The sequence below is a fragment of the Terasakiella pusilla DSM 6293 genome (assembly GCF_000688235.1).
Taxonomy (GTDB): Bacteria; Pseudomonadota; Alphaproteobacteria; order Rhodospirillales; family Terasakiellaceae; genus Terasakiella; species Terasakiella pusilla.
This window is the reverse complement of the sequence record NZ_JHYO01000001.1, coordinates 44931-64658: the sequence shown is the minus strand read 5'-3', so window position 1 is coordinate 64658 and position 19728 is coordinate 44931. Positions and strand designations below refer to the sequence as shown.

The 19728-nt window shown below is 51.6% G+C and carries 17 protein-coding genes; 9 read left to right on the top strand and 8 right to left on the bottom strand.

Features of this window, described 5'->3' with window-relative positions; translation table 11 throughout:
• Nucleotides 1-22: 22 nt before the first annotated feature.
• Nucleotides 23-1705, bottom strand: a complete 1683-nt coding sequence (locus Q397_RS0100340) for a peptidoglycan-binding protein (RefSeq protein WP_028877721.1) — start codon at nucleotides 1703-1705, stop codon at nucleotides 23-25.
• A 55-nt stretch (nucleotides 1706-1760) separates the two neighbouring features.
• Between Q397_RS0100340 and ispH the strand changes: the two genes are divergently transcribed.
• Genes ispH through rnhA form a run of 3 tightly spaced genes read left to right on the top strand, consistent with a single transcriptional unit; the run spans nucleotide 1761 to nucleotide 4150 of the window.
• Complete coding sequence (ispH, locus tag Q397_RS0100335) at nucleotides 1761-2702, top strand: 4-hydroxy-3-methylbut-2-enyl diphosphate reductase (protein ID WP_028877720.1); 942 nt, start codon at nucleotides 1761-1763, stop codon at nucleotides 2700-2702.
• A 26-nt stretch (nucleotides 2703-2728) separates the two neighbouring features.
• Nucleotides 2729-3691, top strand: coding sequence for a homoserine kinase (locus Q397_RS0100330; protein ID WP_028877719.1), 963 nt, complete (start codon nucleotides 2729-2731; stop codon nucleotides 3689-3691).
• Nucleotides 3692-4150, top strand: coding sequence for a ribonuclease HI (gene rnhA, locus Q397_RS0100325; protein WP_028877718.1), 459 nt, complete (start codon nucleotides 3692-3694; stop codon nucleotides 4148-4150).
• Nucleotides 4151-4278: 128 nt separating this feature from the next.
• On the opposite strand, the gene Q397_RS0100320 is transcribed toward rnhA, so the two are convergent.
• Complete coding sequence (locus Q397_RS0100320) at nucleotides 4279-6381, bottom strand: protein-disulfide reductase DsbD family protein (protein WP_028877717.1); 2103 nt, start codon at nucleotides 6379-6381, stop codon at nucleotides 4279-4281.
• Nucleotides 6382-6462: 81 nt separating this feature from the next.
• Between Q397_RS0100320 and Q397_RS0100315 the strand changes: the two genes are divergently transcribed.
• Nucleotides 6463-7038 (top strand): YqgE/AlgH family protein, encoded by a 576-nt coding sequence (locus tag Q397_RS0100315; RefSeq protein ID WP_028877716.1) that lies wholly within the window; start codon nucleotides 6463-6465, stop codon nucleotides 7036-7038.
• A gap of 20 nt (nucleotides 7039-7058) precedes the next feature.
• Here Q397_RS0100315 and Q397_RS0100310 read toward each other — a convergent pair whose 3' ends face one another.
• Together Q397_RS0100310 and Q397_RS23695 are read right to left on the bottom strand one after the other, a co-directional pair.
• Nucleotides 7059-7577, bottom strand: coding sequence for a GNAT family N-acetyltransferase (locus Q397_RS0100310; protein WP_028877715.1), 519 nt, complete (start codon nucleotides 7575-7577; stop codon nucleotides 7059-7061).
• A complete protein-coding gene (locus Q397_RS23695) occupies nucleotides 7558-8307 on the bottom strand; it encodes a substrate-binding periplasmic protein (RefSeq protein WP_028877714.1) in 750 nt (249 codons plus the stop codon). Before Q397_RS23695 ends, Q397_RS0100310 begins: the two co-directional genes overlap by 20 nt.
• Before the next feature lie 120 nt (nucleotides 8308-8427).
• Here Q397_RS23695 and cobN point away from each other — a divergent pair, with 120 nt between their 5' ends.
• On the top strand, nucleotides 8428-12174 hold the full coding sequence (cobN, locus tag Q397_RS0100300; RefSeq protein WP_028877713.1) for a cobaltochelatase subunit CobN: 3747 nt from the start codon (nucleotides 8428-8430) through the stop codon (nucleotides 12172-12174).
• A gap of 61 nt (nucleotides 12175-12235) precedes the next feature.
• Here the strand turns inward: cobN and Q397_RS0100295 are convergent, their stop codons facing one another.
• Nucleotides 12236-12664: a MaoC family dehydratase gene (locus Q397_RS0100295; RefSeq protein WP_240475001.1), complete on the bottom strand. Its 429-nt coding sequence runs from the start codon at nucleotides 12662-12664 to the stop codon at nucleotides 12236-12238.
• 121 nt (nucleotides 12665-12785) lie between these two features.
• Between Q397_RS0100295 and Q397_RS20325 the strand changes: the two genes are divergently transcribed.
• Together Q397_RS20325 and Q397_RS0100285 are read left to right on the top strand one after the other, a co-directional pair.
• Nucleotides 12786-13826, top strand: a complete 1041-nt coding sequence (locus Q397_RS20325) for a M23 family metallopeptidase (RefSeq protein WP_169737945.1) — start codon at nucleotides 12786-12788, stop codon at nucleotides 13824-13826.
• 74 nt (nucleotides 13827-13900) lie between these two features.
• Nucleotides 13901-14254 (top strand): carboxymuconolactone decarboxylase family protein, encoded by a 354-nt coding sequence (locus Q397_RS0100285; RefSeq protein WP_028877711.1) that lies wholly within the window; start codon nucleotides 13901-13903, stop codon nucleotides 14252-14254.
• Nucleotides 14255-14261: 7 nt separating this feature from the next.
• Here the strand turns inward: Q397_RS0100285 and Q397_RS23690 are convergent, their stop codons facing one another.
• Nucleotides 14262-14873 carry a tetratricopeptide repeat protein gene (locus tag Q397_RS23690; protein WP_028877710.1) on the bottom strand — a complete coding sequence of 204 codons (612 nt, stop codon included), beginning with the start codon at nucleotides 14871-14873 and terminating at the stop codon, nucleotides 14262-14264.
• A gap of 88 nt (nucleotides 14874-14961) precedes the next feature.
• Here Q397_RS23690 and Q397_RS0100275 point away from each other — a divergent pair, with 88 nt between their 5' ends.
• Together Q397_RS0100275 and Q397_RS23685 are read left to right on the top strand one after the other, a co-directional pair.
• Nucleotides 14962-16791 carry an extracellular solute-binding protein gene (locus Q397_RS0100275; RefSeq protein WP_084148865.1) on the top strand — a complete coding sequence of 610 codons (1830 nt, stop codon included), beginning with the start codon at nucleotides 14962-14964 and terminating at the stop codon, nucleotides 16789-16791.
• An 89-nt stretch (nucleotides 16792-16880) separates the two neighbouring features.
• The gene (locus tag Q397_RS23685; RefSeq protein ID WP_051609553.1) at nucleotides 16881-18554 is read left to right on the top strand and encodes a CHAD domain-containing protein; all 1674 of its coding nucleotides are present in this window, start codon (nucleotides 16881-16883) and stop codon (nucleotides 18552-18554) included.
• A gap of 8 nt (nucleotides 18555-18562) precedes the next feature.
• Here the strand turns inward: Q397_RS23685 and Q397_RS20310 are convergent, their stop codons facing one another.
• On the bottom strand, nucleotides 18563-19072 hold the full coding sequence (locus tag Q397_RS20310; RefSeq protein WP_051609552.1) for a CYTH domain-containing protein: 510 nt from the start codon (nucleotides 19070-19072) through the stop codon (nucleotides 18563-18565).
• Nucleotides 19073-19097: 25 nt separating this feature from the next.
• Nucleotides 19098-19532 carry an NUDIX domain-containing protein gene (locus tag Q397_RS20305; RefSeq protein WP_051609551.1) on the bottom strand — a complete coding sequence of 145 codons (435 nt, stop codon included), beginning with the start codon at nucleotides 19530-19532 and terminating at the stop codon, nucleotides 19098-19100.
• Nucleotides 19533-19728: the final 196 nt, after the last annotated feature.

Below are 19728 nucleotides of genomic sequence, written 5' to 3'. Positions count from 1 at the left end.
TTACCCTGTCAGACGGGCGGGATCAATCCAAGCGATGAAGGACAACACCGAATTTTGCGAGTGCCCGTGATCGTGCCCACGGGTTTTTCAGGTCCCGCACGGTTTGAAGGCCCAGTTTCAGGGCTTTTTGGGCCTGTTCGGTTTCTCCATTATTAAAATGGCTTTCAGCTAAGTCACCCAAGATCCACGCTTTTGAAAACTGGCTTTTAATTTCCGCCATGGCCTGATCGGTTTCTCCATCCAGATCGTTTTCTGAAAGTTGTAAGCCATGTTGACGTGCAATGGTGTTTAAACGCCAAAAGGCGCGGGCTTTTAGGCGGTCATCGCTGATCTTCCCAAGTGTCTGATAGGCCTGCTTGGCAACGACGAGATCACCGCTTTCAGCGACGATGGAGCTGAGGGTGGCTGTGATTTGCGCATAGGCATAATTTTGGGCGAAGGGGAGTTTTATATCGTTGCTTAGGTTCAGGGCTTCTTCAAGGGTCTGAAGCGCGCGGGTCCGTTCGCCTGTGTGCCAGTATTGATTGGCGAGGTCACATAGGATGATGCTGCGATAACGCGCAGACAGAATGCGTTCGATGACGCTTTGGGCGTCTTTGAATTTACGTTGTTCAAGGAAGGCGCGGGCCGCGGCCATCAGAATGGGGATGCGGGTATCATCATTGGGCAGTTTCCCCATTGCCTCCAAGGCTTGGTTGGGATGACCGGCTTTTGCCAGTGTCGTTGCGGTCTGCCTCAAGAGGGAAAGTTTGGGTTGATCGCTCAGGTCTTTTTCTATGGTGGCGGTGGCATCTCGTAACAATTGCAAGGCACGCTGATTATCCGTCGAGGCGACAAGTTCTGCCGCTTTCAGTTGGAGGGACAGGCGTTCTTCCAGGTCTTCAACAGATTGGGCACCGGCAAGAATACGGCTGATCAGGGCGCTGAGGGCCTCATGATTTCCCGCGTCTTTGTAGGTTTCTGCCACATCTAACAGGACCGAGAGACGGCGATGGGCAAGGGGGATCAGGTTGAGGCCGGAGAGAGCCTCCGGGATCTGGCCTTCTTTGGCGTGGGTTTTGGCAATGTTGGTGAGGGCGGCGATAATCAGGCGGCTATCTTTAATCCGCCCTGCGGTTTCCATTGCCTCAGTACTTAGGCCGGAGGCCACTTGTGCCGCGAGAATTTCGCCTAACGCCCAGTCGCGTAAGTCATCTTCATAGACCGCGCGGGAGCTTTCGACCGCTTCTTTCAGCAGACAGCGGGCGGAGGGTTGGGAAAAACATTCGCTGACATCGCGGGTCGGGTCGGCAACTTCGCGGTTTTTCTGTTCTAGCAATTGGCGGGTGCGTGGATCAGAAAGCAGGGCTTGGCGGGCCGAATCCTGTTTCTGCTTGCGCACCATATTCAAACGTCCGATTAAAACGCGGACCCGCCCGATGTTTTCCAGATGCGCGAGGAACTCTTCACTAATGGTACTGCTTTGTGGCAAGTTATAGAGTCTTTGGTAAGCGCTGATGGCGTTATCAAGGGCAGGGGTGCGGAGCCCATCGATCTTGCCCTTGTAAAAATCGAGTTGTTTCAACAGTTCTTGCGCCCGTTTGATGGGGTGATCAAGCGTAAAGACTTCCGGTTCCGCACTCGGTCGGTCAAGGCCGGTGGGTTTTGCGGCCCCTGCGGGCGTGCTGAGCAAGGCTAAAATAACAAGGGCGGACAATGTTCTCATGAAAAAAGTCTAACATGTTGCTTTACTCTTTGTCTCTGCTTTCTATATTGGCATCATGACAAAAGATTTAACCATTTTGTTGGCAGGTCCGCGCGGGTTTTGTGCCGGGGTGGATCGGGCCATTCATATCGTAGAACGCGCGCTGGAAAAGTTCGGCAAGCCTGTCTATGTCCGCCATGAAATTGTGCATAACAAATTCGTGGTCGATAGCCTGCGCGAAAAAGGCGCGGTCTTTGTGGATGAACTGGATCAGGTGCCGGATAATGTACCGGTGATCTTTTCTGCCCACGGCGTGCCAAAGTCGGTGCCAGCCGAAGCGGATCGTCGCAGCCTGACCTATGTGGATGCGACCTGCCCGTTGGTGAGCAAAGTGCACCGCGCCGCGGAACGTCATTTTGACCGCGAACATCCGGTCGTGCTGATCGGCCATGAAGGCCACCCCGAAGTGATCGGGACCATGGGCCAACTGCCGGACGGTGCGGTTATTTTGGTAGAAGATACCGAACAGGCGCAAACGGTTGAATTGCCGCGCGATGTGCCGTTAGGGTTGGTCACGCAAACCACTTTGTCGGTGGATGATACCAAGGATGTGATTGCGATTTTGAAGGATCGCTATGACAATCTGGAACTGCCGAAAAAAGAAGATATCTGTTATGCGACGACCAACCGACAAACGGCGGTGAAGTTGATTGCGCCGAAATCGGATATGGTCATGGTTATCGGGGCGCCGAATTCATCAAATTCCAAACGATTGGTGGAGGTCGCGCGCCTAAACGGCTGTGAGCGATCTATGCTGGTGCAGCGCGCAAGCGACATCAATTTTGATGATCTGGACGGGGTTGCGACATTGGGGATCACCGCAGGCGCATCTGCCCCTGAACTGTTGGTGGAAGAAGTGGTCGAAGCCTGTCGTCTTCGCTATAACGTCACGGTCAAGTTTGAAACCTTCACCAAAGAAGATGTGATCTTCAAGCTACCGGCAAGCTTAAGCGACTAAATTACAAGAGAAAAAGAAGACAACAGATGGCTGTTTATACTGAAGTCAGCGACGACGAACTTTCAACGTTTGTGGAGCGTTTTTCCATTGGGAAACTGTTATCCTATAAAGGGATCGCAGAAGGGGTGGAAAATTCCAACTACATTATCCAGACCGAAGACGGCCCGTTTATTCTGACGCTCTATGAAAAACGGGTGAACGAAGAACAGTTGCCGTTCTTCCTCGATTTGATGGAACATTTAAGCACCCGCGGCATCACCTGTCCGGTGCCGTTGAAGGATGAGGAAGGTCACGCGCTGGGTCGTCTGGCGGGTCGTCCAGCCGCGCTATTTACCTTTTTGTCCGGTATGTGGCCGCGCAAAATCAAGCCAGTCCATTGTGCCGAGTTGGGGCGGGCGCTGGCAGAATTGCATGTGGCGGGACGGGACTTTCCCCAGCAACGCAAAAACGATCTGTCCGTCAACGATTGGCGGCCTTTGTTGAACCAATGTATCGACCATGCCGATGAATTGCAGGTCGGCCTTGGGGAGCTGCTGTTAAAAGAATTGGATTATCTGGAAGCCAACTGGCCCCATGATTTGCCCAAAGGCATTATTCATGCGGATGCCTTCCCCGATAATGTGTTTTTCCGTGGGGAAGAATGTAGCGGTTTGATCGACTTCTATTTCGCTTGCTATGATTTATGCGCCTATGACCTTGCGATTTGTATGAATGCGTGGTGTTTTGAGCGCGATGGCGACTTTAACGTCACAAAGGCAAAGCTTTTGCTGTCGAATTATCGCAAAGTCCGTGATTTTAGCACCGAAGAAGTGGACGCCCTGCCCTTGATCGCACGCGGGGCGGCGATGCGCTTTTTGCTGACGCGCTTGTATGATTGGGTCAATACGCCTAAAGATGCGTTTGTCAAACCGAAAGACCCTCTGGAATATCTCAAGATCCTGAAGTTCCATCAGGCGGTAGAGACCAGTGGCGCATATGGGCTGAAATAAATGAACAACGATAATCAAGTTGAAATGTATACCGATGGCGCCTGCAGCGGTAATCCCGGCCCCGGCGGTTGGGGTGTGTTGCTGCGCTGGAATGGTGTGGAACGCGAGCTTTGTGGTGGCGAAGAAGAAACCACCAACAACCGGATGGAGTTAGCCGCAGCGATTAATGGGCTGTTGAGCCTGAAACGTCCGGTCAAGGTCGCGATCTATACCGACAGCACCTATGTCAAAGACGGGATCACCAAGTGGATTTTCAACTGGAAAAAAAACGGTTGGAAAACAGCGGCAAAAAAACCGGTAAAGAATGCTGATTTGTGGCAGGATCTGGAAAAAGCCTTGGCCCGCCATGAAGTCGAATGGCACTGGGTTAAAGGCCATGCCGGACATGAAGAAAACGAGCGCGCCGATGCGCTGGCCCGTGAAGGGGTCGAGAAGATCAAGAATTCATTGATCATGTAAAATGTGAAAAAGGCTTCGAGGATAACTTGAAGCCTTTTTCTTTGGGTGGGCTTTCTTTACGGGCCACACCCACTTTTGTGTTTATCACACTGGAGATATTATAGAGATAGGAAGTGCTTTAATCACTTTCAACCCCGTGCTTTGGTGATGGCGTTCACGACCGCCTTTTGATCCAGTAATTCCGGTAGGATGATGCCTTCGGGGGCACCGGGGCCGTAAACAATGTTGAACGGAATCGCGAACTTTTTATAGCGTGCAAGAAAGGCTGAAATTTCCGCATCCGGGTTTGTCCAATCGGCGCTCATGGCGACGATATCATCTTCTTGTAGCAGATCAAAGGTCTCCCCTTGATAGACCACCAGCTTTTTATTGACCTGACAGGTGATGCACCAGTCGGCAGTTACATCCACAAAGACGGTACGCCCGTTTTTGACCAGTTCGTCGATTTCGCGGGTGGAAAAGGCGACCCATAGGGTTTCCGCCTTAATGGTGTCATTGGTTGCTTGTCTTTCAAAGGTCTGGGGGACGAAGAAGGCCGCGACGATCAGCGCCAGTACAAGCGGTGTGGCAAGGGGGCGCAGGTGTTTTTTTAACGCAAAAGCCAGCAAGATTGCCGCCAGAAGACCGGCAAGGACGCCAACGCCCACCGGATCGATCTGGGCCAGCAGGACGCTGAGTAACCAGACGGCGGTGGCGATAAGCGCAAGGGCAAGGACTTTGCGCAAGGTGACCATCCACGGTCCCGGTCTGGGCAAGCGTGTGGCGACACCGGGGAACAGGGCGATCAACAGGTAGGGCAGGGCTAACCCGACCCCAAGGGCACTAAAGACAGCAATAATTTCAGTCGGGCCTTGGGACAGGGCAAAGCCAACAGCAGTCCCAAGGAAGGGCGCGGAACACGGCGTGGCGAGTAACGTTGCAAAGGCCCCCGTTGCAAAATGCCCACCGATCCCTTTGGAGTGGGATCGTGCGCCCAAGCTGGACATCCAGCCCGGCAAACCAATTTCAAAGAAGCCCCACATGTTGGCGGCAAACATAATCAGCACCATCAGCAGCGCGATCAAGAACAACGGTTGCTGAAACTGAATCCCCCATCCAATGGCGGCCCCGCTGGCTTTAAGTGCAATCAATCCACCCGCCAGCACAAGGAAAGAAAAGAGAATCCCCGCCGCCGAGGCGAGAAAGCTGAGGCGCACGGTGGCCGTGGCGGCCCCGCCATGACTGACCAGCCCTAAAATCTTGAGGGACAGGACGGGCAGAACGCAGGGCATGAGGTTGAGGATCAGGCCGCCCAGAACCGCAAGGGCCATGATGGTCCAGAGGCTGACGGGCGCAGCCGAGGGGCTGTCGTCGGGTAGGGAAAAGCCATCAACAGGCCCAAGCGGACCTGTCTGGGGCGTGACCTTGGTCTTTACCTCATACGCATGTAGCCCGTCCATGAGGGTAAGGGTAAAGGTCTGATCCGCGACCGGAGTTTCCAGAAATTGCAGCCCATCAAGCGGGATATCGATGAGGGCGGCTGTGCGATCGTCAGACAGCGCAATGCTGGGTTTAAAGAAAACCAGCTCTATCGGCCCTTCCATCAGCACGTCGGGTTTTTCCAACGCCCAATCGGTGGCCAGTTTCACGCGCAAGGTCGCATTTTTCTGATCGGCTTTCAGGTGCAGATCAGCGCTGTCGAGGCTGACTTTATCCTGATGGTCTGTGCGCGGGACATCGGATTTAAATTTATTGATCAACTGGGCCGTGTCGCTGGGGACAGCCTCACCGGGATCAAGGGTGAGGGCAAGGTCAGCTTCGACAGGGACACAGATGTCGGCACAGGTGAGAAAACGCAAATGAGCGTGCAGGTCCAGTGGTTTTGTCGGGTCATCGACCTTGAGGAGAAGGGGGTAGACCACTTCTTCTTTATAGCCGAGCGTTTCCAGTCCCAGGACTTCAAAACGTTCGGGGCGGGGCCAAAGCATTTCAACCGATTGCAGGTTGGTGGATTTTGACCAGTCCAGCTCCGGCGGATAGCCTGCATCACCGGGGCTGCGCCAATAGACTTTCCAGTTCTTCTGCATTTTGAAGTGCAAGCCGAGCAACAGGTCTTCGCCTTTGCCAAGCGCGGTGGTGGCCGTGACAAGGCGAACTTGCGTCTTATCAATACCTTGCCAATCACTTGACTGGGCAAGGCTTGATCCATTCCAAAGCAGGAACAGGGAAAGTATGATCAATAAACGTTTCATAGTCTGGCTGATTAGTCTTAAAATATGTCAGAATTACGGACAAAGCTTGCACATAAAGGCAAGGAGACTTATGTGATAGTCATGAATGAAAACAATACCATACCCACTGATTTGACCGGTCAGCTCTTGGTCGCGATGCCCAATATGCCGGATGAACGATTCTCTAAGTCCGTTATTTATGTGTGTTCCCACACCAAAGAAGGGGCGATGGGATTAATGATTAACCGCGTTATCCCGACCTTGACCTTTCCGGATCTGTTGCATCAGCTTGATATCCAGACCTATGGCATGGAAGATGAGATTCGTGTCCATCTAGGCGGTCCGGTGGATGAGGAACGTGGCTTTGTGCTGCATAGCCCTGATTACATCAAGGATAGTACAGTGGTTGTAGGCAGCAAGTTTGCTTTGACCGCGACCATCGATATTTTGCGTGATATGGCCAGCGGGGAAGGTCCGGCGCAAAGCCTGTTGGCCCTTGGCTATGCCGGATGGGGACCGGGGCAACTGGATCAGGAAATTTTGGAAAATGGCTGGCTGAGTGTGCCTGCCGATGATGCCATTGTTTACGATAACCAGATGGAAACCAAATGGGAACGCGCCATGGGCCAGTTGGGGATTGATCCGCGCCTGTTGCTGGACGAAGCCGGGCACGCCTGAACTTTATATTTACGCAGTGATCAGGCGCTCCAATATTCCTGTGCGGAAATGGCGTCGCAGACCCTGACCTGTCCGGTGACTTGGGTCCCCGTCAGATTGATTACCATCCATGCGTCATCATATTGGCGGGGAATCGGGTTTGGCGGTGCAAAGCCGAGTTTTTTTGCATTGTTCTTAAAGCCTGCGCGGGGATAATAATCCGGTGGCCCAAGGACGAAGACCAGATCGGTCCCGTTTTGTTTTAGCAGCTTTAGGCCTTCTTTCATCAGGCGTTGACCCGTCCCTTTATAGTGATATTCCGGTATGACAGCTAACGGGGCCAGCAGGAAGGCGCTTGCCCCGTCTACATGGGCCTTGCTGAACAGAATATGCCCGATCGGCAGCCCGTCGTCATCAAACGCAAGGAGAGACAGGGTTGGCTGTGCACTGGCATCATCGAGAATTTTGCGCACGAGTTCGGCTTCGTCCTCTTCTCCAAAGGCGTTGCGCTGGATGGTGAGGATCGCTTTAAGGTCGGCGTCAGTTGCTTGTCGGATCATGGGGTATTGTACTCAAAAATATATCGAGGTCATGGATAAAGTCAGGGCCCAGCGAAGATTTCTTCGACAGCAGAAAGGCAAAATTCGGGCTGAGCTTTGAGGGTGGGGTTAAAACGGTGAGCTGGCTGCCAAGGTTGAGCGCTGCAATATATTTTTCAACAACAGGCTTGGCATGAACAATCCCTTGCACACGCTTTGCCGCAAGCAGGCGAAGGCATTCTTTGATAGAGGGGGCGATATAAAGGCGAACAGGCTGGTCTTTGTAGAAGTTTCTTGCCCAGCCATTTCCCAACACATCACAAAACAGGTCGTTTTTGTAGGCCGACAAGTCGTCCGGGTCGGTTAGGGTTTGCGCTTTGGCGTCATCCCTGCGGACGACCGCATTGAAGGGCAATAAAAAAAACTTTGTCTTGGTTGCGTAGGCATATTCCAGCCGTTCTGGTGTAACCGTGGTCACAAACGCATCCGCTTCGCCATATTTTACCATTTCTTGTGCGCGGCCCCACGGTACGGGGATGTGGACAACCTTCATGCCCATTTGTTGACCAAGGGTTTTATCTACAAGGTCCGGCAATAAGCCATAGGCGGCCTCAGACGACCCGTAGGAGACGGGATCCCATTGATTGGCATAAACGACTTTTATCTGACTACCGCGATATATACTGTCTGCATAGGCAGACGGGGTAAAGATACCGCATAAAGTCAAAAGGAATAGGAAAACGCATCTCATAGCTGTTATTCTGAAGTAAGTCTGAATATTTGAAAAGCAAAATAACGCAGTCTTTTTTGTTTCGTTTCTAAACAATATTTTCTATGTATTCAGACAGACAAATGACAAACAGGGATAGTTATGCATCTTCTTGCCGCCACACCGGGCGCCATCACCGATGGGTCCGAAGCAATTGATTTGGGACAAACACCGGGGGATATCGTTGTTCTGTCCGCTGCGGATACGGAAATTGCCTGTCTCGCCCTGGCCCATAAAAAACTGCATGAGGCCGACAGCACGATCCCCAGCCTGCGTTTAGCCTCCTTGTTGCATATGGGGCACAACATGTCGGTGGACCTGTATGTGGATGATGTTATTTCCAAGGCAAAGTTGGTGGTGCTGCGTCTGTTGGGCGGCAAAAGTTATTGGGAATATGGCGTGGACGAAATTGTTGCGGTCTGTCGCCAAAACAATATTCCACTGGCGCTGCTGCCCGGTGATGACCAGCCGGATGCGGAATTGGCGCATTTGTCTTCGCTTGATGAAGGGGCGGTCCATCGCCTGTGGCAATACTGCGTCCATGGTGGCATTGAAAACGCAACCGAGTTTTTAAACTTTGCCCATCATCTCATGGGGCGTGACAGTGCGTGGGCGGAACCTGCGCCCTTGATGCGTGCGGGTATTTATTGGCCCGGTGAAACGGCCTTGTCCTTGACGGACCTGCGCGCAAAATATTGGACCGAGGGCCAATCCGTTGCCGCGATCAGTTTTTATCGTGCCTTGATGCAGGCGGGTAATACGGCGGTGATTGATGAGCTTATTGCGTCTTTGCAGGCCCAAGGCTTAAACCCGCTGCCGCTTTATGCTGCCAGCTTGAAAGACAGTGTTGCCGCCGCTGCGATTGAAGAAATGCTCTCGGCAAGTGAAACAGCGGTTATCTTAAACGGCACAGGCTTTGCGTTGTCCAAACCCAATGCAAAACGAACCAAAACGCCCTTTGATATCGCGGACTGTCCGGTCTTGCAGGTGGTGTTTGCCGGATCAAATAAGGATGCGTGGGACGAAGGCACAAACGGTTTAAGCGCGCGTGATATCGCCATGAACGTGGCTTTACCCGAAGTGGATGGGCGCATTTTGTCGCGCGCGGTGTCCTTTAAAGGCTTAGCGGTACGTGATGATCTGTGTGAATGTGATATCGTCACCTATCAGCCTGTCAAAGACCGTCTGGACTTTACCGCAAAGCTGGCGGCGAATTGGGCGAAATTGAAAACGGCGGCCGTGCAGGATCGTAAAGTTGCCTTGATCCTTGCCAATTATCCCAACAAAGATGGACGCATGGGCAATGGGGTGGGGCTTGATACACCCGCAGGGTCGGTCAATGTGTTAAACGCGATGGCGCAGGCTGGCTATACGGTTGCGGATATTCCCGAACATGGCAATGAGTTAGTGGAACGCTTGCAAGCGGGTGTGACCAACGATTTTACCAAGCTGGATGAACGCGATGTGATCGAAAGCTTGTCCGCAGCGGATTATGCCGCGTTTTTTGAAGGCTTGCCAACTTCTGTGCAGCAAGCTGTGTTGGATCGATGGGGACCACCGGCGAAAGATCCGTTCTATCGCGATGAGTGCTTTGTCTTACCAGCTTATCGTTGTGGCAATGTGGCGGTTTGTTTACAGCCTGCGCGCGGTTATAACATCGATCCGGTGGAGAGTTATCACAGCCCAGATCTGGTGCCGCCGCATAACTATCTGGCTTTTTATGCGTGGGTGCGCAGCCAGTTTGGCGCGCATGCGGTCATTCATATGGGTAAGCACGGCAATATGGAATGGTTGCCGGGTAAGGCCATCGCCTTGTCGGAAAACTGCTTCCCCGAAGTGGTGTTTGGCCCGATGGTGCATCTCTATCCCTTTATCATTAATGATCCGGGGGAAGGTACACAGGCGAAACGTCGCAGTCAGGCGGTGATCATTGATCACTTAACACCGCCGCTGACCCGTGCGGAAAGCTATGGACCTTTGCGTGATCTGGAACAGTTGGTCGACGAATATTATGAAGCCGCAGGCGTGGACCCGCGCCGTCTTAAGGTTTTGAAAAAAGAAATCCTCGCCCTGTCGCGCACCACGGGTCTGGATGAAGATTGCGGGATTGGTAAAGATGATGGGGATGAAGAAGCCCTTGCCAAGCTGGACAATCATCTGTGCGAGCTGAAAGAAATGCAAATCCGTGATGGTCTGCATATCTTTGGGGAAAGCCCGCAAGATCGTTTGCTGAATGATCTGATCGTGGCCCTCGTTCGGGTGCCGCGCAATAAAGGCGAAGGGCAGGACCAATCCCTGATCCGTGCGCTCGGCAATGATCTGGACCTGAATTTTGATCCGCTAAATTGCGACATGGCGACCCCGTGGGGTGGGTTGAAGCCGGAAGTCTTGCAAAATGAAACCCCATGGCGCACCTACGGCGATACGGTGGAACGACTGGAGGAACTGGTGTATCGCATCGTCAGTAATGATATTGACATTAAGCCGGAGTGGACGGCAACGCATGAGGTGATGACCTATGTTAATCAACAGGTTCGTCCCAATGTGATGGCATGTGGTGAGGCAGAAATTACGGGCCTCTTAAAAGGGCTGGACGGCGGCTTTGTCGCCCCCGGTCCCAGTGGCGCACCGACCCGGGGACGACCGGAAATCCTGCCGACGGGGAAAAACTTTTACTCCGTTGATACCCGCACGGTGCCAACCCCTGCGGCTTGGACGCTGGGCTGGAAATCTGCCAGCCTGATGATTGATCGCTATATGCAGGATCACGGCGATTGGCCGCGCACCATGGCCTTGACCGCATGGGGCACATCCAATATGCGCACCGGCGGGGACGATATCGCCCAAGGTCTTGCGCTGATGGGCGTGCAGCCGCAATGGGATACGGTGTCGCGCCGTGTCACGGGCTTTGAAATTATGCCGCATTCTGTCTTGGGGCGCCCGCGCGTGGATGTGACCTTACGGGTGTCCGGCTTCTTTCGGGATGCCTTTCCCGGGTTGATTGACCTGTTTGACAGTGCCGCCCGTGCGGTTGCCAAACTGGACGAAGGCGATGACATTAACCCGCTTGCCGCGCGTGTGCGCACAGAAAAAGCCGCCTTGTTGGCGCAAGGGGTTGGGGAGGCTGAGGCCGAAAAACGATCGGGTTTCCGTGTCTTTGGTTCTAAACCCGGAGCGTACGGCGCTGGTTTGCAGGCGTTGATTGATGAAAAAGGCTGGGATAGCGCCGATGATCTCGCTAAAGCCTATGTTGCGTGGGGTGGCTATGCCTACGGTCAGGGCGCGGGCGGGGAAAGTGCCCATGGCCTGTTTGAAGAACGTTTGTCCAATGTGGAAGCGGTGGTGCAAAACCAAGATAACCGCGAACATGATTTGCTGGATAGCGATGACTATTATCAGTTTGAAGGCGGCATGACGGCGGCGATTAAATCTTTAAAAGGCGGGGAAGCGCCGACCGTGTATCATAACGATCATTCAAGGCCAGAAAATCCCCGCATCCGCACGCTGGAGGAAGAGATCGCGCGGGTTGTGCGTGCCCGCGTCGTCAATCCAAAATGGATCGATGGGGTAAAGCGTCACGGCTATAAGGGCGCATTTGAGATGGCGGCGACGCTGGATTATATGTTTGCCTTTGCCGCAACCGCCAACTGTGTGCGCGATCATCACTTTGATGCGGTGTTTGAGGCTTATATTCAGGACCCGGACACCTATGCGTTTTTGAAAGAGAATAATCCGGCAGCCTTGAAGGAGATGCTGGAGCGTTTTCAGGAAGCGCAGGATCGTGAGCTATGGACCCCGCGATCAAATTCCGCACGCTTCACCATTTCGGAGATGCTGGAGAAGCTGTAACAAAAAACGCCAGCCTTCAAAAAGAAGAGCTGGCGTTTTTTTATAAACGTTTGTGTGCGTCTTATGCGCCGGACGGAACCATGATGGTTGCTTCGCCGGTGATGACTTTGGTGTCGCCAACGGTGCAGATCGTCTCAAACTTGATGAATTTCTTGGCATCGTCTTTTTCAACAGCTGTGACGCGGGCAACGACGGTGTCACCGATCTTGACCGGTGCCTTGAATTTCAGGTTTTGAGAAATGTAAATACAGCCCGGGCCAGGCAGCTTTGTGCCAAAAACGGTCGAGATAAAGCCGGCGCTCAGCATGCCGTGGGCGATGCGGGTCTTAAACATGGTGCCCGCGGCAAATTCTTCGTTGAGGTGGACCGGGTTGGTGTCACCGGATACACCTGCAAAAGCTGCGATATCTGCTTCGGTAACCGTCTTGGAGAAGACATCTGTCATGCCTTCGTCGATTTCTTCGTAGGTGTAGCCGTAAAGCTCTTCCATGGTCTGATTCCTCATTATATTTTAACTTGTGCAACGCACTATAACCATAAAAAGAAAAAACCGCCAAAGCGAAAATTCGACCATTTCTTATTCTTCAAGAATGTTTCATAATGCGTCGATCATGATGACACGCTTTAAAATCCTTTGTTTTCTTCTGTGTGTTGGCTGGTTTGGAAAAGCCCTCGCCAACGACGCTATTCCTGTTCCCCAATTTACCCTGCCAGTGGAATGTGAGCTGGGCTGGAATTGTTGGATCGGCAATTATGTCGATCACGACCCCGGCAAGACAGCGAAAGACTATAGTTGCGGCAAGCAAACCTATAACGGCCATAAGGGCACGGATTTTATGATCCGTACCTTGCGCGATATGCAATCTGGTGTGGTTGTGCGCGCTGCGGCTGACGGGATTGTATTGGGCGCGCGCGACGGGATGAAAGACATTGATTACCGTAAACGTGAGCGTGAGGAAATCCAGCGTAAAGAATGTGGTAATGGCCTGCGCCTCAAACATGCAGACGGTTGGGTGACGCAATATTGCCACTTGAAACGTAATAGCCTGAAAGTCAAAAAAGGCGATGAGGTCAAGCAAGGCGATATGATCGGCTTTGTTGGGAATTCCGGTTTGACAATCTATCCGCATTTACATTTTCAGGTGGAATATATCGACCCAGCTTCTGACACACGGCGCGGGGCGATTGTCGACCCCTTTGTCGGGGTCGCAAGGAATGATTTGTGCAACGCTGGTGAACAGTCTCTCTGGTCGGAGGACAGCCTCAATCGCCTGAGCTATGAACCTGTGAGTTTTATGGATACAGGTTTTGCCTCCACCCGCCCTAAACCGGCAGGGATGGTTGAGGGGCTATATGATGACGAAACGCTGTCAATTCGTACGCCGCAATTGTTGCTTTGGACGCGCATTTTGCATGTACGCAAAGGCGATCAGGTGACCTTTTCCATCACGGCCCCGGATGGGGAGGAGATTTTCACTTACACCTCCACCATCGAAAAAGATCAGGCCCATCGTAGTCTCCATGCAGGCATGCACCGCCCGAGTTACACGTGGGAGCCCGGCGTCTATAAGGGCGAGATTAAGTTGTTGCGTCAGACCGATGGGACCAGTGGAGGAATTTTTAAAACGCAAGCGCATGTGTCGCTTCGATAAAAACAGCCTTGAATTTTCATCCTTTTTAAAATATTAGAATATACTAAATTTACAGATCAGCGTGGAGATATAACGTGACCAAGAACTACCCCGATATTGCCAAAGACCTGACAGGTGCCATTAAAACCCTGCGTGGCGCAATCCCGGAAACCATGAATGCGTTTACCCAATTGGCTGCGAAAGCCAGTGAAGACAGCGTTTTGGACCCGAAAACGAAAGAGTTGTTGGCAATTGCCATTGCGATCACAACGCGTTGCGACGGCTGTATCGCTTTTCATGTGAAAGCGGCGCTGAAATTTGGGGCGACCCGCGACGAAGTTGCCGAAACGGTGGGCATGGCTGTTTATATGGGCGGTGGTCCGTCCATGATTTATGGTGCGCAAACCCTTGAGGCTTACGACCAGTTTGTTGAAAAATACGCAAAGTAATTACGGGTCATTTTGAAAGCTGCTGCAAGGCTTCCTGCGAGGGGGCAAATCCCTCACTTGCTGCACTTTTGAGCCAGAACTTACCTTGTTGGGGGTCGGTGGGAACGCCGACCCCTTTCATGTAGGCCATGCCCAAAATATGCTTGGCTTCCAGATTGCCGAGCTTGGCGGCTTGGCGCACGTAGTTGATGCCGACAGATGGCTTGGCTTTGAGGCCAAGACCGTTCATATAAATTTCCCCCATGCGCAACATGGCGTATGGGTCACCTAACTCTACGGCTTTGTTGAACCAGCCCCGCGCAAGGTTCAGATTAACTTTACCGGTTTGCCCTTCCAAGTGGATGTTGCCAAGAACGATCATGGCGGGCGCATAGTCTTGCTTTGCGGAGCGATGAAGCCAGTGAATGGCGTTTTCTACACTTTGTTCAACGCCGCGTCCTTGTAGATACATGGTCCCGATCCAATAATCCGCAACCGGATTGCCGTGGCGGGAATATTGGTGGAACTCATAAAGCGCGTCTTCGTTTCGGCCTTCCTGCACCGCGCGGATGGCATCTTCCATATTTGCGTGGGCAGGTGCTGTAAAAAACGTGATGAGAAAGAAAAAGATAATTGGCATTTGTGGATCAACCCCTTGCACAAATCATACAACCCCGCCAATATCATTGCAAAGAACAATCATTCAGGAAAGTAGGTTCATAATGGGAATGAAATCGGTCGTATTGGCAGGTCTGTTGGGACTGTCGTTAACGTTTAGTGCCAGTGCAGCAGAGAAACGCTATGCGGTTTCCATGCACGGGGATATCAAATACGGACCGGATTTTACCCATTTTGATTATGTGAACCCGGATGCGCCCAAAGGCGGCAGCATTCGCTTATCACAAATAGGGTCTGCGTTTGATACCCTAAATGGCTATACGTTAAAAGGCATCCCGGCGATTGGCAGCAGCCTGCCGATTGAGACATTGACGGTCCAATCTATGGATGAACCTTTTACCTCCTACGGCTTGTTGGCGGAAACCATCGAGATGCCGGAAGATCGCAGCTGGGTGGCGTATCATTTGCGCAAAGAAGCACGCTGGCATGATGGTAAGCCCGTGACCGCAGACGATGTGGTCTTTAGCTTTAACACGTTGATGAAAGAGGGGCATCCGCAATATCGGTTTTATTATGGGGATGTAGCCGGTGTGGAAAAGACGGGAGATCTGTCGGTCAAGTTCACCTTTAAAGAGGGGGAAAACCGCGAGCTTGCGATGATCCTTGGTCAATTGCCGATCCTGCCGAAACATTATTGGGAAGACAAAGACTTTACCAAAACCACGCTGGAAGCCCCCTTGGGCAGTGGCCCTTACAAGGTTAAATCTTTTGAGCCGGGGCGGAATATTGTCTTTGAGCGCGTCACGGACTATTGGGGGAAAGATTTGGCGGTCAATGCCGGTCAAAATAATTTTGATGAAATCCGCTTTGATTATTACCGCGATGCAACGGTTGCTTTAGAAGCTTTTAAAGGCGGTGCATTTGATTACCGCTATGAGAATATCGCCAAGAATTGGGCGACGGCGTATGATATCCCTGAAGTCGAAAAAGGCCTGATACAAAAGCTGCGCATTGAACATGAAGTCGGCACGGGTATGCAGGGCTTCGCTTTTAACATTCGCCGTGACAAGTTTAAAGATCCCTTGGTGCGTCAGGCGCTGGCCTATGGATTTGATTTTGATTGGGCAAATAAAAACCTGTTCCATAACGAATATTCGCGCACGACCAGCTATTTTTCCAACTCGGAATTGGCCTCAAGCGGGGTGCCGACAGGACGTGAGCTGGAAATATTGGAGAAATATCGCGGGCAAATCCCGGATGAAGTCTTCACCACAGAATATCAGCCGCCCAAAACAGATGGGTCGGGGAATATCCGGGGCAATCTGAAACAGGCTGTGACTTTGCTGAAAAAAGCCGGCTATGGCGTTAAAGACAGCAAGATGGTGAACCTGAAAACAGGCGAGCCACTGGCCTTTGAAATTTTGCTGCAAGCCTCCCCGCAATGGGAACGCATTGTCCTGCCCTTTAAAAAGAATCTGGAACGCATCGGCATTGATGTCACCATCCGTATGGTCGATACCGCGCAATATAAAGAACGTACAGATACCTATGACTATGACTTGACCGTCGAAGTCTTTGGGCAAAGCCAGTCGCCGGGGAACGAGCAATATGACTTCTGGACGAGTAAATCCGCAGACCGTCAAGGTAGCCGCAATGCGATCGGCATTAAAAGTCCGGTGATTGATGAACTGGTGCAGATGGTTGTCAACGCGCCGGATCGTGAAGAACTGATCATGCGCACCCGTGCGCTGGATCGTGTGCTATTGTGGGGGCACTATGTGATTCCGAACTGGCATTTGAAGGTCGCGCGTATCGTTGCCTGGGATAAATTCGGGCGCCCGGATACATGGGCAAAGTACAACCCTGGATATACGGCGTGGCAGTTCTGGTGGTATGATCAAGAAAAAGCCAAGAAGCTGGAGTCTCAGCGCAAGAAATAGGGATATCTACCTAAAAATGTAACATGACAAATCTATAATAACCCGTAAAATATTACAAAAACATGACAAAATAGAATTGGGGTGAATAGATGGTCGTGGAAACAAAATATTTTCTACTTGGGGAAGAACATACTGCGCAGGAATGGGCGAGTATTGTTGCTACGCTTGCACAAGGCAAACGTGCGGGCGAGAAGACTGTAGAACAGGTCTATCTGGATACATTTGACTGGGCTTTGTGCCAAAAAGATATGTATCTGGTGGCCGAAAAGGCCGATGATCTGTCGCTTCGTTTGTTCTGTGATGGTAAAACACCCAAATTCCCCGTGACTTTGCCGGTTGCCACGATCCCGGTTTGGCCTGCGGATTTGCCTGCCGGTAAAATGAAAAAGGCGCTGGCAAAGACGGTGGGTCTGCGCGCTTTTTTAGAATTGACGCAGGTAAAGTCAGAACAAATTCAGGTCAGCGTAGAAGATAAAAAAGGCCGTGAGCGTGTGCGCATGACCGTTGAGGTCAATTTTCAACGCACCGCCCCGCGCCGCAAGATGGCGGAATTGGGTTGCCGTCTGCGTGTGGAATGCCTGGCCGGATATGAAAAAGATTTCGCCAAGACCTTGCCTGTGTTTGCGGGGCTGACCAAGACCACGCAATATGCGTTTTTTGAAACCTTGATGACGAATATCAATAAGACGCCAAAAGACTATACCAGCAAATTGGACCTGTCCTTGGATCGTGACATGCGATCGGATCAGGCACTCAAAGATATTTTGCTGGATCAGGTCGGGCAGATTGAGCGCAATCTGGACGGCACGCTGGAAAATATCGATAGCGAGTTCCTCCATGATCTGCGGGTTGCCGTGCGTCGATCGCGCAGTGCCTTAAGCCGCATGAAAGGGGTGTTGCCGCAAACCGTGGAAGATAAATTTGCGCAGGAGCTCGCATGGGTCGGGACTGTGACAACACCGGTGCGTGATCTTGATGTTTATTTGCTGGATTATCCTAAATATTGCAAACAGTTGCGCTCTGACTTGCAAGGTGACTTAGAAGCGCTGCACGACTTCTTAATGGTGAAGCATAAAGAAGCGCGCCTTCAGTTGGTTGAAGATCTGACGAGTAAGCGATTTAAGGACTTTATGGCGAAATGGCGCGCATTTTTAAAGCGTCCGGTGCCTGCCCGCCCCACCGCGCCTAATGCGGCCTTAGCGGTTGGGGAGCTTGCCGATAAACGCATTTGGAAAAGCTATCGTAAAGTCATTGGCGAAGGCCGTGTGATCGGTGATGACACGCCTGCGCAAGACCTGCATGACTTGCGCAAGACCTGCAAAAAGTTACGCTATCTGCTGGAGTTTTTTGCTTCCCTCTATCCCGAAGACAAGGTTGCGGCGCTGGTGAAGGCGCTTAAGGGCTTGCAGGAAAACCTTGGTGATTTTCAGGATTTAGATGTGCAGGCCGAAACGCTTCATAGTTACAGTGAACAAATGCTGGCTTCTGGTATTTCTGACCCTAAAGTCTTTTTGGCAATGGGCGTGTTGGTGGAAAAGTTTATGGCGCGCAAGGTTGTCGTTCGCGCGGAATTTGCCGAGCGCTTTAAATCCTTTTCGTCGAAAAAGATTGAAAAGGAGTTCCGTGATCTGGTGAAGCAGGAACGCAAGAAAGTCGTCGCGCACGCTGTTTTAGACAGTGAGGAAGGTCTTGTGGAGAATGAGGCTGGCCCACAGGTCGATGACGACGCGCAATCCGATGGTGGAGTGGAAAACGGCGATTGAGTTTTCTTTTAGGAAAACTCTTTCACCAGTTCATCCTGTGTCACACCCCAGCCTGAGAAGGGGTGCTCCGAGATGTAGGAATTGAAAAAGCGGCTGTCATGGCTGACTTCAGGACCGGCCCAATCGGGCTTTTCAAAGGGTTGGTCCGGGCTATCCAGCTCAATCTCTGCCATGATCAGTCCGTCATTGACCCCGTGAAATTCGTCAATTTCCCACGTGTTGCCCGCAAACTCCACTTTATAGCGGGTCTTTTGGATCGCATCACCGCACAGTTGCTCCAACATCAGGGTGCAATCTTCGTTGGGGATTTCATATTCAAACTCAAGTCGTTCGATCTGCCCACGATCCGCCTTAATGGTGAGGAAGCTTTTTTCCCCTTTTGTGCGAACGCGGACGACAGAACTGTTTTCTTTGTCATTACTGATGTAGCCCTGTGCAATTTTTTGGGCGGTTTGTTCATTTTTCCAACCATCAGCAATGACTAGAAATTTACGTTCGATCTCGACTTGGTTGTTCATAAAACCTATTCCCCGCGATGTTAGGTTACTTAAGTTTAAATGCGACGTTTAAAGCGGCGCGAACGATGGGATTGATCTCGTATTTTTTTTCATTTTTAAGATCTTCCGCGTCGAACAGTCGCCAGTTGTTATGTTCGTCCGACAGTTTGATTTTTTCGAATTTCTGCTCGGTGTCACAAGCGTAAAACAGCATCACGCGTTCGGGTTTGCCGGCTTCTTCAAAGCCACGGCGACCCGCGTAGATGATGGGACCAATCTCGACTTTCTCCAGACCAGTTTCCTCGACGATTTCGCGCGCGATGCCCTCGCGCATGTCTTCGCCGTCGTCCAGTTTGCCACCGGGTAAATCCCAGTGACCTTTACCAGACTTTTCCATCATCAGGATGCGGCCTTTTTTATCTTTTAAAATAGCTTTCTGACTAACCGTAAATAAAGCAGCGTCATTGACAAATGGTGCCACGGGTATGCGTCCTATCGTTAGAATAAAGTACAGTTTTGCCACAGTTATAAAGGGTCTGTCATCTTTCAAATGCAAAGAAATGTTAAGTTATTGTGAAGGTTCGGTAAATCCTTAGAAAGAAAGGAAAAAAACGGCATTCTTTCAAACGCCTATGCTATGGGAGGAAGAGTGAAAAATTATCAGACCATACAGGGAA

What these genes read in the sequence shown, in the direction of transcription:
- Q397_RS0100340 (WP_028877721.1), bottom strand. Translation starts at nt 1,705, where the DNA reads ATGAGAACATTGTCCGCCCTTGTTATTTTAGCCTTGCTCAGCACGCCC.
- ispH (WP_028877720.1), top strand. Translation starts at nt 1,761, where the DNA reads ATGACAAAAGATTTAACCATTTTGTTGGCAGGTCCGCGCGGGTTTTGT.
- Q397_RS0100330 (WP_028877719.1), top strand. Translation starts at nt 2,729, where the DNA reads ATGGCTGTTTATACTGAAGTCAGCGACGACGAACTTTCAACGTTTGTG.
- rnhA (WP_028877718.1), top strand. Translation starts at nt 3,692, where the DNA reads ATGAACAACGATAATCAAGTTGAAATGTATACCGATGGCGCCTGCAGC.
- Q397_RS0100320 (WP_028877717.1), bottom strand. Translation starts at nt 6,381, where the DNA reads ATGAAACGTTTATTGATCATACTTTCCCTGTTCCTGCTTTGGAATGGA.
- Q397_RS0100315 (WP_028877716.1), top strand. Translation starts at nt 6,463, where the DNA reads ATGAATGAAAACAATACCATACCCACTGATTTGACCGGTCAGCTCTTG.
- Q397_RS0100310 (WP_028877715.1), bottom strand. Translation starts at nt 7,577, where the DNA reads ATGATCCGACAAGCAACTGACGCCGACCTTAAAGCGATCCTCACCATC.
- Q397_RS23695 (WP_028877714.1), bottom strand. Translation starts at nt 8,307, where the DNA reads ATGAGATGCGTTTTCCTATTCCTTTTGACTTTATGCGGTATCTTTACC.
- cobN (WP_028877713.1), top strand. Translation starts at nt 8,428, where the DNA reads ATGCATCTTCTTGCCGCCACACCGGGCGCCATCACCGATGGGTCCGAA.
- Q397_RS0100295 (WP_240475001.1), bottom strand. Translation starts at nt 12,664, where the DNA reads ATGGAAGAGCTTTACGGCTACACCTACGAAGAAATCGACGAAGGCATG.
- Q397_RS20325 (WP_169737945.1), top strand. Translation starts at nt 12,786, where the DNA reads ATGATGACACGCTTTAAAATCCTTTGTTTTCTTCTGTGTGTTGGCTGG.
- Q397_RS23690 (WP_028877710.1), bottom strand. Translation starts at nt 14,873, where the DNA reads ATGCCAATTATCTTTTTCTTTCTCATCACGTTTTTTACAGCACCTGCC.
- Q397_RS0100275 (WP_084148865.1), top strand. Translation starts at nt 14,962, where the DNA reads ATGAAATCGGTCGTATTGGCAGGTCTGTTGGGACTGTCGTTAACGTTT.
- Q397_RS23685 (WP_051609553.1), top strand. Translation starts at nt 16,881, where the DNA reads ATGGTCGTGGAAACAAAATATTTTCTACTTGGGGAAGAACATACTGCG.
- Q397_RS20310 (WP_051609552.1), bottom strand. Translation starts at nt 19,072, where the DNA reads ATGAACAACCAAGTCGAGATCGAACGTAAATTTCTAGTCATTGCTGAT.